The sequence below is a fragment of the uncultured Thiohalocapsa sp. genome (assembly GCF_913063425.1).
Lineage (GTDB): Bacteria > Pseudomonadota > Gammaproteobacteria > Chromatiales > Chromatiaceae > Thiohalocapsa.
On sequence record NZ_CAJXYK010000020.1, the window covers coordinates 58483 to 71241 of the forward strand.

Consider the following 12759-nt stretch of genomic DNA (forward strand, 5'->3'; position numbering starts at 1 on the left):
GGACTGCCATGAATCGGTCACAGTGCCTGCCTAGGCTTCTGCGCGAGCCGGGTCGAGAGCCGGCTCTGCGATGGAGATGTATTCATGCAGACGCTGAGAGGTCCATTGATGATCACACAGGCTTTGCGAATCGCGTCGCTGCGACGTGCCATGCTGGTCGGCTGTACCTGGGGGGCATTGTGCCTGCCGGCAGCTGCGGCGCTTGCACAGGGCGGCGGCTATGTTGCGGGCGATTTTCACAACCACACCACGGGCACCGACGGGTCGACATCACCGAACGTGATCGTCAACGAGTCGGCGCTCACCTACGGGCTCGACTGGTTCGCGCAGTCCGGGCACGGCGGTGCGTACCAGCGCGACCTGCGCTTCAGCGATCCGGAGTACGACGGCCCGGTCAGTGGCGAGGGCAACTACTGGGAAGACACGGTCGGCATCGATGCCATCAAGGGCGACGAGACCTTCTCGAGCGGCTACGGCTGCAGCCAGCGCCCGAGCGGCGTGTGCCAGGAGATGTGGCGCTGGCAGAGCATCCAGGAGTTCAGCTACCCCATCGTGTTCTCCACCGGCAAGCTGACGGGCAAGCCCGTCTGGCAGGGCTACGAGTGGAACGTGCCTGGCCACGAGCATTGCTCGGTGGCGACCATCGCCGGTCAATTCCCGGACGACGGCTTCATCGGTGACGCGGACGCCCTGGCGCAGTTCGAGTACTGCTTCGACCGTGCTGACAGCGACACCAGCCGGGGCGAGGACAACGAGTGGTCCTGCGAGACCGGCGTGCTGGAGCTCGACCAGTACATCGACCCGGTGTCCGGCAAGATCCCGAGCACCTTCGGCGACGAGCCGGGCGGCCACCTCAAGGCCGTCGCCGGCGTCACCTGGCTCCAACAGCACTACCCGGACATGAGCTATACGGTGTACGCGCACATCGAGCGCGACGGTCCCTACGATCCTGCAGGCAACGAGGGCTACAACATCGAGCACTTCCGCGACTTCAACAACGCAGGACCGGATGTCGCCTTCGGCTTCGAGGCCCAGCCGGGGCATCAGGCGCAGCACAACCGCGGCTTCGGCACCTCGGCATTTGGCGGCACCAAGGGCGGCACTGGCGTGTACTCCGCCAACATCGGCGGGCTCTGGGATGCGCTCCTGGGCGAGGGCCGCAACTGGTGGTTCTTCGCGAGCTCCGACTGGCACAACCGCGGCGCCTTCGGGCCCTTCGACACCCGGACCACCAACGACTTCTGGCCCGGCGAGTATCAGAAGGACTATGTCTATCTGGAGGACACCGCAGATGTCTCGCAGCAGGACATCATTGATGCGCTGCGCAGCGGCAACAGCTTCGTCGTCCAGGGGGATCTGATCGACCAGCTGGAATTCGTCGCCTGCCATGGCGACAGCTGCGCCACCATGGGCGAGACCCTGGAGGTCGAGGTCAAGGGCAAGCACAGGCCCACGGAGCCCATCGTCGTGCACATCCTGGTGCGGGACCCGTCGGGCGCCAACCAGTGCCCCTATGACTTTGCCAATCCGTCGCTCGCGCAGGTGGGCATCGGGCAGCCCATCAACGAGCCGGTGCTGGACCACCTGGACCTGATAGCCGGTGCAGTGACGGGCAAGATCGATCCGTCCGACGCGCAGTACAGCGTGCCGGCCAACCCCACCACCAAGCTGGTGGCGAGCTGGGACAGCAGCAATTGGCTCGCCGAGGCCGACGGCGTCAAGCGGATGAGCTGGAGCATCGCCGTCGAGGACATCGACGCGGACGGTCTCTACCTGCGCCTGCGCGGCACCAACATGCCGCGGGGCACGCCGAACGAGACCGACGCAGCGGGCAACCCGCTGTTCGACTCCCTGTCCGACAACATCCCCTGCCCGGACTGCCCCGAGCACACCGACGGTGTCGTCGATTACGACGTGGAGGCCTGGACCGATCTCTGGCTGTACTCGAACCCGATCTACGTCCAGCTCGAGGAGAAGCGGGGGTGCGGCCACGGCAAGTGCGGCCATGACGACGACGATGATGACGACGACGATGATGACGACGACGATGATCATGACGACGAGGATGACGACGAGGACTAGGACGCGTCCTGACAGTCCCATGGACTGAAGCCACGGCGCCTCATCGCCGTTGCTCGCATGGGCACAGGGACGTGCCGCTCCGGCTGACAGCGCGGCGCTCCCGCCGCTGACCACCGCCTGCTGCCGGTCCCGTGTTGTTGATCCCCTGCCGCCTGTTCGCCCGCCGGTCCCGCGCCGCCATGCACCGACTCTCGCAGGAACACCGTCTCCTCTTGGTGCTCTTCCTGTCGGGCTCCGCCGGCCTGGGCTACGAGATGGTCTGGACGCGGATGCTCGCGGTTGGCCCGGGGCATGAAATCGTCGCCGTACTCGCCGTCATCGCCGCCTTCTTCGCCGCGCTTGCGCTCGGCGCGTACGCGGGGCTCGTCGACGGGCCGAGGCGGGCAGGCTGCTGGAGCGACTGTTGTCGGGCAGTTGGCCGTTGCCCTGAGCCCGGCCCATTCGCAGCGGCTTGGCGGTTCGCGTGACGGACGTCGGCGCAGATACCGGCGGCCTGAAAGGCGTCCCAGAAGACCTACCTTGCGGCCGTGCGCTGCTCCCCCGCCTGCCGCCGATAGGGCCATGTCGGCCGATGGTCAGCCGCCTCCCTGAGCGGCCGTTTCGGGTTGCGAAACCTCGTCGCCCGCACTGTGCGGCGGCGACTAGCCTGCCGCGGCAGCCTGCGCAGGCTGGCCAGCCGGGATGCAACCTTCCTGCGCGATGCCGGCCGCAGGCAGGCTGTCGTGTGCCATCCCGTCACCGGGCTGAGGCGCGGCTTCAGCCTGAGCCCGGTGGTCGCGGTGGCTGCTTGCCCCACCAAGCCCGATAGATGCTGCGAGGCCGTCATGCGCAATTCACACTTCCCGCTGTTGATCCTGCTCGGGGTCTGTCTCCCGCAGGTGCTCGCCGCCGCCGATTGGTCGGACGAGGTGCCGCAGGCCCTGCTCGACGAGGCGGCATCGAGCTTCGTCTTCGTGCTCGAGGACAGCGTCGCGCCCGGGGAGGTACGCGGCCTGGCCAGGCGCCTGACGCTGGAGAACGGCGGACGGCTGCGGCACGTGTTTCACAGCAGCATTCGCGGCTTCTCTGCGTCGGTGCCGGCCGCGGCCGCGGCGCGCATCGCCGCCGCCCCGCGTGTGGCCTACTACGAGCCCAATGCGGTCTACAGGGCGAGCGGTGCGGCGGCGGTGCCGGAAGACGGGGGCGGCTCCGGGAGCGCCGGGCCAGGGCGCAGAACCGATGACGACGATGACGCCGAAGCAACCGCGCAGGCCACGCCCTGGGGCATTGCACGCATCGGCGGACCAATCGATGGCACCGGCCTGCATGCCTGGATCATCGACACGGGCATCGACCTGGACCACGCTGACCTGAACGTCGGCATCGGCGCCAACTTCGTGACCCTCGGCAGGGTCGCCGGCCCAGATGACGACAACGGACACGGCACGCACGTCGCGGGTACCGTCGCAGCGCTCGACAACCAGATCGACGTGGTCGGCGCCGCGCCCAACGCGACCGTCCATCCCGTCAAGGTCCTCTCCAAGACCGGGTTCGGTCTGACGGATGCCATCGTGGCGGGTATCGACTATGTGGCGGCCAATGCCGCACCCGGGGACTGCGCCAACATGAGCCTCGGCGGTCTTGGGCATCAGGCGAGCATCCATGATGCCGTGACGGCGGCGGCAGCCCTGGGTATCCGGTTCTCGCTTGCCGCGGGCAACGAGAGCAGCGACGCGGTGGACTACGAGCCCGCCCATGTGGATGCGCCGAACGTCTATACGGTCTCGGCCATCGACAGCAATGACGTCTTCGCGGTGTTCTCGAACTACGGCGCGCCTGTGGATTTCGCGGCGCCGGGCGTGGCCATCTTGTCTACCAGCATGGGCGGGGGTACGAGCATCAAGTCAGGCACCTCGATGGCGGCGCCCCATGTGTGCGGCATCCTGCTGCACATGGCCCCGCCGAACGCGGACGGCGAAGCCATTGCCGACCCGGACGGTGATCCGGATCCCATTGCGCACTTCTAGGCTAGGGGCTAGGGGCGCGCTCGGCGCTTCCCCTGTGGGACAGGTCGCGCCGCCATCGGTAACGGCGGCGCGCTGAGCGCGTCTGCGGCGCAAGTGAGTGCATTGCAGGTCCGCGGCCTGCGCCCTGCATGGACGCCGCGGGCCGCAGGGCTGCGCCCGTTATTGGGCGTAGTCGCCTTCCCGGACGCGGACGCCCATATCGTCCTTCTCCCCGGTGCGGACGCGCTCGCGGGGCTGAATGTCGCCGTAGTTGCGCTTGGCGGCACCCTGCGTGCGCCCCATGGCGCCGGCTCCGTCATGCATGCCGCCGCCCATCATGCCGTCCGCACTGCCGCCGCCCCTGCCGGCAGGTCGGCCGCTGCCGGCCGCGCCGCCACCCGCTTGGCTGCCGCCCATGCCTCCACCGCCGCCCTTGCCTGCAACGGCATCCAGGCTGGCGAGCCCGGGAATCAGCAGCGCCGCCAGCGCAATTGCAATGGCTGTGTGTTTCATTCGGTCACCTCAGGTCAAGCTCGATGGGGCGGCCGCAATCGGCTCCGTTCCACTGACCGCCGCCGCGCAAGTCTTCAACCGGATGGCCGGCTGGGCTTGGCAGGTCGTTCGATCCCCTGTGGTTGCGTGCCTGGGCATCACCGCCCGCCGCCACACCTTTCCACTATAGTGCGTATGGAAATGAGTCGCTGCGCCAGCGGCGCTGACATCTGACGCGCAGTCGGCTTCGGCGCTGTGATTCAGTGTCAGCCGTATCCATGACTCATGGAATCAGCGCGCATGACACTCGGGGTGTGATGCTCGGCACGGGTGAAGTGGGCGAACGTCTGTGATCGGGGCGGCCTCGGCGAGCAGTGCGCTGCCGTGGCTCGGGATGCCGGCGAGCCGTCGCGCGACGCCCGTGCTACCGTGGACGCCCCAGCAGACCGCAGTGGCCCGCGCGCCCCCGGACCCCGCCATGGCCGTGATCACGCACATCGAAGACCTGAAGCGGCTGTACCGCCGGCGTGTGCCGAGGATGTTCTACGATTATGCCGAGTCGGGCAGCTGGACCGAGCAGACCTTCCGCGACAACACCGCCGACTTTCAAGACATCCGCCTGCGCCAGCGCGTCGCCGTGGACATCGCCGGGCGCACGACCAGAGGCCGCATGGCGGGCCAGCCGGTGGCCATGCCCGTGGCCCTGGCGCCGGTGGGCCTCACCGGCATGCAGCACGCCGACGGCGAGATCCTGGCGGCGCGGGCGGCGCAGCGCTTCGGCGTGCCCTTCACCCTGTCCACCATGTCCATCTGCTCCATCGAGGATGTGGCCGCGGCGGTGGATGCGCCCTTCTGGTTCCAGCTCTATGTCATGCGTGACGAGGCCTTCATGGAGCGCCTCATCGCCCGCGCCGCGGCCGCCCGGTGCTCGGCCCTGGTGCTGACGCTGGACCTGCAGGTCATCGGTCAGCGCCATAAAGACCTCAAGAACGGCCTCTCCGCACCGCCCAGGCTCAGCCTGCCGGTGCTCATGGACCTGGCGCTGCGCTGGCGCTGGGGGCTCGGCATGCTGCGCACCCCGCGGCGCGGCTTCGGCAACATCGTCGGCCATGTCGAGGGCGTGAGCGACGTCTCGAACCTCATGGCCTGGGTCGGCGAGCAGTTCGACCCCAGCCTGGACTGGGCCAAGGTCCGCCGCATCCGCCAGCTTTGGGACGGACCCCTGATCCTGAAGGGCATCATGGACCCGGAGGATGCCAGGCTCGCCCGCGATGCCGGCGCCGATGCCATCGTCGTCTCCAACCACGGCGGGCGGCAGCTTGACGGCGCGCTCAGCAGCATCCGCATGCTGCCGCAGATCCTGGACGCCGTCGGCGACAAACTGGAGGTGCACCTCGACTCCGGCATCCGCTCCGGGCAGGACGTGCTGAAGGCCCTGGCCCTCGGCGCCGCCGGTACCTACATCGGCCGCGCCTACATCTACGGCCTGGGCGCCCTGGGCGAGGCCGGCGTTACCCGGGCGCTGGAGATTCTCCACAAGGAGCTCGACGTCACCATGGGCTTCTGCGGTGAGCGGGATGTGGCCGACCTCGGGCGGCACAACCTGCTGCTGCCGGCCGATTTCGCATCGCGGTGGGCTTGATGCTGCGGCCATGCCGCAGGGCGACCGGCTTGGTTACGGAGACGCATTTGGCCGTGGGCGTGGCTGCCGGTTGCGTCGTCCGTGCCGGGCCATGCGGCCCGCTGGGCCGTCTCTGGTGCCTACCCTGCGCGAATATCGCCGTCAGCGTGGGCTTGGTGAGATCCGAGTGAGACAGGCGGTCAGCGTGGAGGCATCCCGAGCCCCGGCGAGGCAGCGCTCCGCCCAGGGAAGGAGCGCTGCGGCACTCGCGTAGATCCGGTAATTCAAGAGCGCAATTCGGGCGGGCATGTCGTTGTACTCGCCACGGCGATTGATGCGCCCGCGCAGCGCGGGAAAGGCGCGCACGGCCAGCTCGGCAAAGGCGGTCTGCGCAAGGAAGTTGTCCGGCAACTGATCGAACGGACCGTCGAGCCAGGTGTTGGCCAGCACCTGCGCTCGGTCCACTCCCACGAGAAGGCGCCGCCGCAGCACCCGGTCATCGAAGAAGACGAATCCACTCGCCGGGTGGAGCAGCAGGTGGTCCCCCAGCCGCCGCATGGGCCAATCCGCCCGTGCCCTCTCGTCCAGAATCCAGAAAAAATGGTTCTGGCGCAGGTTGAACATCAGCAGAAAGCCGAGGCCGGATTCATCCATGCTGCGGCCGATGAATGCCTCCCACGGCTGTTTGCGGAAGTCCGGTGGTAGGGTCTGAGGCAACGGGTTCAGCTGGAAGGTCACACGCGTTCCGCCATGAGCCACGGTGTAGCGCAGAGGCGCCGACCGCTCCACCCACACATCGTCCTCGGGTCCCAAGTACGCGTACCAGGCGTTCGCAGGGTCGGCGGCGTCCGCGTAGGCAAAGTGCAGGTGGCGCGTCACCGCAGCATCGGGCGCCAGGCGCAGATTGCCGGAATAGACGCGGCCGTTCGCGGCAAACCGGAAGTAGTAATAGTTCTCCGTGGGATAAACGAGAACGCGGGCGGGAAGTGCCTGGAAGACCCGGGCAAACACCGCGGCGCTGTCCTCCACATCCAGGCTGCTGTGGAGATTGCGGATGTAATCCTCGTTCAGCATGAGGCGGGTGCCGGCATCGCCCGCCGCACCGGCAGCGGACAATGCAAGCTGGCCCACAAGAATGAGCAGGCGATACAGCCGGGGACCTGGAGCGGGCAGGATCGAACGATGGCGCTGCACGCCGCAGGCGGCGGCCGGATATTGGGCCGTCACCGGAGCCTCAACCGCCGATGATCAAGCGCCATCGATCTGCGACTATCGACCCCAAACCGGTGCGTACTGCCAGGGAGGCGGATAGCCGTGGTGCGACCAGGGATGCATCACGATCGACGGGCCATACCAGTGATTGGGTGGAAAGCCTTCATCCGTCGGATAGGCCGGGCTGCCCCAGTCGTATCTCTGCACGGCCGGTGCACGATACACGGGGCCGGGATGGCGGAGGACGTAAGGATCACGCAACATCACCGCCGAGTGCCTGGGCCAGTGATGGGGTCCGAAGCCGCCATCGCCCGGATAGCGTGCATAGTCATTCCAGGAATAGCCCGCCGCGGGTTCGGCGAGAGGCGCGCTCGCAAAACCGGCGAGCAAGGTCAGCATCACGGCAAAACATGCCAGCAGCGTCTTCATGGGGCAGCCCTCCAGGATGTCGTCAGCAAGCCGCAGTGCGCCTGTGCGTTTGACCCGTTTCATTGCCGTGATCGCGGTGCGGGGCATGCGCTTCGGCAGTGCGCGCGCGGGCAATGATGCGGCAGGCAGGGGCAAGCGCCAGCGCATACGTTCAGTATAGTGGAGGGGCAATGGGCGGAGCCGCGCGCCGGGGCGTTCCGGGGCGTCGGTGAAACGCTGAGCACCAGGTGGCATCAGGTCCCACACAGTCCGGCGCGGAGCGGACCGGCGAAAGGCGCCATGCCGCCGGGAAATTGATCCGGCACAGATCCTGTGAAGCGGACTGTGCCTCAGAGGTTGTGAAAAATCTGCCGGCCGTCGCGAGGGCGTCTCCGGGCGTGCCAGGCAAGGCGCAGGGAGCCGAAAACCGGGGAGCGTAGTCGTTCTACGTGACCCGGTTTTCGGCTCCCGGCAACGCCGCATGGCGCGTCCGGAGGCGTCCGCAGCAGGTCGGTGGGTTTCTTCACAACCTCTCAGTCCGGCCAGACCCGCCCCGCGCTGCGGTAGGGATCATCCTCAGTCGGTGCGCCGGGATAGGCCGCCGGCTGCGGGCGCTCGGTGGCGAACATGGGGTAGGGTGCCGCGGTGGTGGCGCCGCGCTGGGCCCCGGTCCCTCGCCTCGCCTGCACCTTCTTGGCCGGCGCCTTCCTGGCCGGCGCCTTTTTCGCCGTCGTCCGGCGTGCGGCGGCCTGCTTCGCGGTGGTCTTGCGCGTTGGTGCCGAAGCCTGCGGCAGTTCCGGCTCAGACGGCGCCGCGCTGGCGTCGGCTGCGGACGCCGGCGCCTCGGCAGCGGGCTCGTCGCCGGCCTTGGCCTTGCGGATGGAGTCGAGCAGGCGTTGCCCGGTGCGGTTGCTGTCAGCCATGGTCGAGCAGCTCCGTCAGCAGTTGGTGGATCTCATCGGCGGCTTCGGCGCCGCGCTTGCCGGCCTGGAAGACGCTCCTGCCCTCCAGGGCGCAGTGGCGGTGGATGGAGCGGCGGCGGATGCCGGCGGCGGCCACGGGCAGGTCCAGCTCCCGGGCGGCGTCCGGCATGAGCCGGGAGAGCATGGTGCGCGGCTCCAGCTGGCTCATGACAATCAGCGCCTTGAGGCCCGGATTCTCCGGGCGCAGGCGCTCGATGACCTTCGCGATGTGGGTGGTCGCCCACAGGTCCATGGGTGAGGGCTGCACCGGCACCAGCGCATGCTCGGCGAGCCGCAGCGCCTGTTCCGCCTGCGGTGCCTTGATGGACGGCGGGCAGTCGATGACCACGTGGGTGTTGGCCTCCCGCAGCGCCTGGACGGTCTTGGGCAGGCCCATGGCGGCGGCCACCACGTCCGGCAGGCCGTTGTCCTCGCGGCCCGTCAGGCGCCACTGGTAGGCGGACTGCTGCGGGTCGGCGTCGACGATGACCACGGTCTCGCCGCGCGCGGCGAGCCCGGCGGCGAGGTTCAGCGCCAGCGTGGTCTTGCCGGTGCCGCCCTTGTTGCCGACGATGGCGATGATGCTCATGGGATCATGCGCGCCGCTCTGGGCCGCGCCCGCATTTGCTCGACGGCATGGGTGCCCGTGCCTCTCGATGACGACTCGTTGCGCGGCAGCATACGCCGCGCCCGCAAGGGGTCAAGCGGCGTCGGTGCACAGCGGCCGCGCACAGGTCAGCCCCGCAAGGGCGGCGCCTGCACAGTTCCAACTTCCAACTTCCCACCTGAACGGCGGGCTCAGGCCGGCATGTGCGGCGGGTCCAGGTCGTCCTGGGCCGGGCGTTGCTGGTCGCCGCCGGCGTCCGTCAGCATGGCCTCCAGCAGGGCTACGTGCTCGACCTCTTCCGTGGCCATGGCGGCCGCGAGGGTGCGCGCTTCGGCGTCGGTGGCCGTGGCGGCCACATGCACATAGTAGGCATGGCCGCGGCGCTCGTTGTGCAGGGCGACGGCGATGGCCTCGGCGGTGGTCATGCGGTAGCTCACGTCCGGGTCCAGGCAGTCGGCGCCCTCGGGGGCGTCCGGGCATTCCCAGTTGAACGCCCAGGGCGGGATGCGCGGCAGGGTCAGGTCGCCGGCGTGCTCGGCGACGGCGGCGGCGTGCTCGCCGCTCAGCATTGCGAGCCGTCGGAACAGTGCGGCGACTTCGGCGTTGTGGTGCACGTCCATGCTGTCGGCGAGCTGCTCGTAGTGGGCCTGAGAGGCATATTCCAGCTCCAGCGCATGGGCCAGCAGCTCGGCGACGGACTCGATGACGCTGTCGGATGCGGGTGGGCTCATCGGCAGTGCTCCGCTTCGATGGCGGCGAGCCGCTCGGCCGCCGTCAGGTCGTCGGCGGCGTCTGCGGCGACGCCGGCCGCATAGAGTGGAATCCGCTGCTCGTAGAGTAGGCCGAGACTCAGCCCGTCGTCGCGCTGGATCAGCTCCGCGGCCTGGGCGGTGTCATGAGTGGGGCCGAGCTCGCTCGCGTGCACCTGTTGCTTCCAGGCTTGCTGCTCGGGGCGGAAGGTGCGGCAGGGGCTCAGCACCTGCACGAAGGCGAAGCCGGGATGCTCGATAGCCGCCGCCAGCAGGCGGGTGAGGCCGTTGGGGTCGCCGGCGAAGCCACGGGCGATGAAGCTGGCACCGGCGGCCAGCGCAATGGCCGCGGGCTGGAAGCGCCGGATGCCGGTGCCGTGCGGGGTCAGCTTGCTGCGGCACCAGTCCGGCTGCGTGGTCGGCGACGCCTGGCCCTTGGTCATGCCGTAGACCTCGTTGTCCATGACGATGTAGGTCAGGTCCTGGTTGCGGCGGCAGGCGTGCAGGAAATGATTGCCGCCGATGGAGAAGCCGTCGCCGTCGCCGCCGGCGGCAATGACCGTGAGCTCCGGGCGCGCGGCCTTGAGCCCGGTGGCCAGCGGCAGCGCGCGCCCGTGCACGCCGTGGAAGCCGTGCACCGCCAGATACGCCGGCAGCCGCGACGAGCAGCCGATGCCCGACACCACCGCCACCCGCTCCGGCGGCAGCGCCAGGTGAGCAAGCGTCTTGGTGAGCGCCGCGAGCACGCCGAAATGCCCGCAGCCGGGGCACCAGACGGGCTTGACGTCGGACTTGTAGTCCTTGGCCTTGAGGCTCGGGATGCTCGCCTTGTGGCGCTGCACCGCGCTGTCCGCGTCACCTGCCGTCATGGGCTGCCTCCGTCCGGGTCCATGAGTGCCGCCGCGGCGGCGGCGATCTCCCCCGGGCGCAGCGGCAGCGGCCCGGGCCTTGCCAGCGCCCGGGCAGCCTCCGGCAATGCCTGCTCGGCAAGCAGATAATGGAACAGCTGGGCGCCGTGATTCTGCTCCACCACAAGCACCCGGGCGCCGCCGACGGCATCCAGCAGTGCCTGGCGTTTGAGCGGCGCCAGCAGGCGCAGCGCGACGGTGCGCACCGCCCGACCCGCCTCCGACAGCCGCTCCGCCGCCTCCACCACGGCGCCGCGGCAGGCGCCGACGGTGACCAGGCACAGCTCGGCGTCCGCGGCGCCGGTGATCTCCGCCCAGTCGGGGCCGTAGTCGTGCGCCAGCAGCTTGTGCCGGCGCTTGTCGAGCTGTGCCGCATGATCCGCCGCACGGCTGGAGGGGGCGCCGGCGGGGTCGTGCTCCAGTCCGTCGGCGGTGTAGGCCAGGCCCGTCTCGCCGGGCACGGACATGGGCGAGACGCCGTCTTCGGTGACGCTGTAGCGCCGGAAGGGGCCATCGTCGCCGGGGGCTGCATGGTGCACGGGCGGCACCGTCGCGGGTGCCGGCTCGCCCACCATCCGCGACTGCCCGAGCGACTGGTCCGACAGCACGATGGCAGCGGTCTGCAGCTGCCACGCGAGCTGCACGGCCCAGGCCACGGTGTGCGCGCAGTCGGCGATGCCGAGCGCCGCCAGCACCAGGTGCGGGGCATCGCCGTGCAGGCCGTAGAGTGCGGCGTTCAGGTCGGATTGCTCGGATTTGGTGGGGATGCCGGTGCTGGGGCCGCCGCGCATGACATCCACCACGACGATGGGCGTCTCGCTGGCCACCGCGAGCCCGATGCCCTCCAGCATCAGGCTGAGCCCCGGGCCGGAGGTGGCCGTGAGCGCCGGCACCCCGCCGAAGGCGCTGCCGATGAGCATGTTCACCGAGGCCAGCTCGTCCTCCGCCTGCAGCAGGGTGCCGCCGAGGCGCTCCAGGCGCGGCGCCAGCCACTCCAGCATTTCGCTGGCCGGGGTGATTGGGTAAGCGGCGACGAAGCGCACGCCGGCGCGCAGGGCGCCGAGCCCGGCGGCCTCGTTGCCGTTGATGTGCCAGCGCTGCGGGACTGCCGGCGGCGGCGGCACCGGCTCGCGCAGCCGGTCTTCCGGCTTCGCCAGCGCATGCCCGGACCTGATGCAGGCGCGGGCGGCGTCCACCACCGCCTGGCCCTTGTCCGCCAGGGTGCGCCCGGCGGCGTCGAGCAGGGCCGCGAGCGGCAGGCCGGCGAGGGCACCGGCGGCGCCCACGGCCACCATGTTGGCGCGCCCGCCGTCGCGCTCGGCGGCGCTGGACGAGAAGCCCATCTCCCGCAGCCGGGTGTCGCTCTCCACCACGGCGGCGGGCGGTGGGCCGGTGGCGGGGTCCGCAAGCACCAGGCTTCCGGCGTCCAGCGGGATCTCGTCGGCGAAGCGCTCGTGGTTGGCCCAGTCCAGCGCCGCCAGCAGATCGCAGCGGTCGCCGGCGCAGTGCACCGGCTCGGGGCCGAAGCGCAGCAGCGCCGCCGACTCGCCGCCGCGGATCTGCGGGCCGGCGCTGCGCCGGAGCAGGCCGTAGAGCCCGGCGGCGGCGACGGCCTCCAGCAGGATCAGGCCGGCGGTGACGGCGCCGCTGCCGCCGGCGCCGGTGACGGCGACGGTGAGCGGTGCGGAGGCGTCTCTTGGCCCGGGCATGGTGCCGCAGATGTGGCCGGGACG

Annotated in this window: 12 protein-coding genes; 4 read left to right on the forward strand and 8 right to left on the reverse strand. The window is 69.7% G+C overall.

Features of this window, described 5'->3' with window-relative positions; all coding sequences use genetic code 11:
* Window positions 1-84: 84 nt before the first annotated feature.
* From QZ607_RS12725 to QZ607_RS12735, 3 genes are all read left to right on the forward strand, one after another.
* Window positions 85-2082, forward strand: a complete 1998-nt coding sequence (locus QZ607_RS12725; protein ID WP_295883098.1) for a hypothetical protein — start codon at window positions 85-87, stop codon at window positions 2080-2082.
* Window positions 2083-2213: 131 nt separating this feature from the next.
* The gene (locus QZ607_RS12730) at window positions 2214-2549 is read left to right on the forward strand and encodes a hypothetical protein (protein WP_295883101.1); all 336 of its coding nucleotides are present in this window, start codon (window positions 2214-2216) and stop codon (window positions 2547-2549) included.
* 357 nt (window positions 2550-2906) lie between these two features.
* A complete protein-coding gene (locus QZ607_RS12735; protein WP_295883103.1) occupies window positions 2907-4088 on the forward strand; it encodes a S8 family serine peptidase in 1182 nt (393 codons plus the stop codon).
* Between the two features lie 159 nt (window positions 4089-4247).
* Here QZ607_RS12735 and QZ607_RS12740 read toward each other — a convergent pair whose 3' ends face one another.
* Window positions 4248-4580, reverse strand: a complete 333-nt coding sequence (locus QZ607_RS12740; RefSeq protein WP_295883107.1) for a hypothetical protein — start codon at window positions 4578-4580, stop codon at window positions 4248-4250.
* Between the two features lie 457 nt (window positions 4581-5037).
* On the opposite strand from QZ607_RS12740, the gene QZ607_RS12745 reads away from it, so the two are divergent.
* Window positions 5038-6201 carry an alpha-hydroxy acid oxidase gene (locus QZ607_RS12745; RefSeq protein WP_295883110.1) on the forward strand — a complete coding sequence of 388 codons (1164 nt, stop codon included), beginning with the start codon at window positions 5038-5040 and terminating at the stop codon, window positions 6199-6201.
* A 141-nt stretch (window positions 6202-6342) separates the two neighbouring features.
* On the opposite strand, the gene QZ607_RS12750 is transcribed toward QZ607_RS12745, so the two are convergent.
* The 7 genes from QZ607_RS12750 to QZ607_RS12780 all read right to left on the reverse strand — a co-directional run bounded on the left by QZ607_RS12750 (window position 6343) and on the right by QZ607_RS12780 (window position 12735).
* The gene (locus tag QZ607_RS12750) at window positions 6343-7407 is read right to left on the reverse strand and encodes a hypothetical protein (protein ID WP_295883113.1); all 1065 of its coding nucleotides are present in this window, start codon (window positions 7405-7407) and stop codon (window positions 6343-6345) included.
* 42 nt (window positions 7408-7449) lie between these two features.
* The gene (locus QZ607_RS12755; RefSeq protein ID WP_295883115.1) at window positions 7450-7821 is read right to left on the reverse strand and encodes a hypothetical protein; all 372 of its coding nucleotides are present in this window, start codon (window positions 7819-7821) and stop codon (window positions 7450-7452) included.
* 512 nt (window positions 7822-8333) lie between these two features.
* A complete protein-coding gene (locus tag QZ607_RS12760) occupies window positions 8334-8723 on the reverse strand; it encodes a hypothetical protein (RefSeq protein ID WP_295883121.1) in 390 nt (129 codons plus the stop codon).
* The gene (parA, locus tag QZ607_RS12765) at window positions 8716-9351 is read right to left on the reverse strand and encodes a ParA family partition ATPase (RefSeq protein WP_295883124.1); all 636 of its coding nucleotides are present in this window, start codon (window positions 9349-9351) and stop codon (window positions 8716-8718) included. The genes QZ607_RS12760 and parA overlap by 8 nt, the downstream gene beginning before the upstream one ends.
* Before the next feature lie 209 nt (window positions 9352-9560).
* Complete coding sequence (locus QZ607_RS12770) at window positions 9561-10100, reverse strand: ferritin family protein (protein ID WP_295883125.1); 540 nt, start codon at window positions 10098-10100, stop codon at window positions 9561-9563.
* Window positions 10097-10987: a thiamine pyrophosphate-dependent enzyme gene (locus QZ607_RS12775; protein WP_295883127.1), complete on the reverse strand. Its 891-nt coding sequence runs from the start codon at window positions 10985-10987 to the stop codon at window positions 10097-10099. The genes QZ607_RS12770 and QZ607_RS12775 overlap by 4 nt, the downstream gene beginning before the upstream one ends.
* Window positions 10984-12735 carry a 2-oxoacid:acceptor oxidoreductase subunit alpha gene (locus QZ607_RS12780; RefSeq protein ID WP_295883130.1) on the reverse strand — a complete coding sequence of 584 codons (1752 nt, stop codon included), beginning with the start codon at window positions 12733-12735 and terminating at the stop codon, window positions 10984-10986. Before QZ607_RS12780 ends, QZ607_RS12775 begins: the two co-directional genes overlap by 4 nt.
* Window positions 12736-12759: the final 24 nt, after the last annotated feature.

What these genes read in the sequence shown, in the direction of transcription:
- QZ607_RS12725 (WP_295883098.1), top strand. Translation starts at nt 85, where the DNA reads ATGCAGACGCTGAGAGGTCCATTGATGATCACACAGGCTTTGCGAATC.
- QZ607_RS12735 (WP_295883103.1), top strand. Translation starts at nt 2,907, where the DNA reads ATGCGCAATTCACACTTCCCGCTGTTGATCCTGCTCGGGGTCTGTCTC.
- QZ607_RS12740 (WP_295883107.1), bottom strand. Translation starts at nt 4,580, where the DNA reads ATGAAACACACAGCCATTGCAATTGCGCTGGCGGCGCTGCTGATTCCC.
- QZ607_RS12745 (WP_295883110.1), top strand. Translation starts at nt 5,038, where the DNA reads ATGGCCGTGATCACGCACATCGAAGACCTGAAGCGGCTGTACCGCCGG.
- QZ607_RS12755 (WP_295883115.1), bottom strand. Translation starts at nt 7,821, where the DNA reads ATGAAGACGCTGCTGGCATGTTTTGCCGTGATGCTGACCTTGCTCGCC.
- QZ607_RS12760 (WP_295883121.1), bottom strand. Translation starts at nt 8,723, where the DNA reads ATGGCTGACAGCAACCGCACCGGGCAACGCCTGCTCGACTCCATCCGC.
- parA (WP_295883124.1), bottom strand. Translation starts at nt 9,351, where the DNA reads ATGAGCATCATCGCCATCGTCGGCAACAAGGGCGGCACCGGCAAGACC.
- QZ607_RS12770 (WP_295883125.1), bottom strand. Translation starts at nt 10,100, where the DNA reads ATGAGCCCACCCGCATCCGACAGCGTCATCGAGTCCGTCGCCGAGCTG.
- QZ607_RS12775 (WP_295883127.1), bottom strand. Translation starts at nt 10,987, where the DNA reads ATGACGGCAGGTGACGCGGACAGCGCGGTGCAGCGCCACAAGGCGAGC.
- QZ607_RS12780 (WP_295883130.1), bottom strand. Translation starts at nt 12,735, where the DNA reads ATGCCCGGGCCAAGAGACGCCTCCGCACCGCTCACCGTCGCCGTCACC.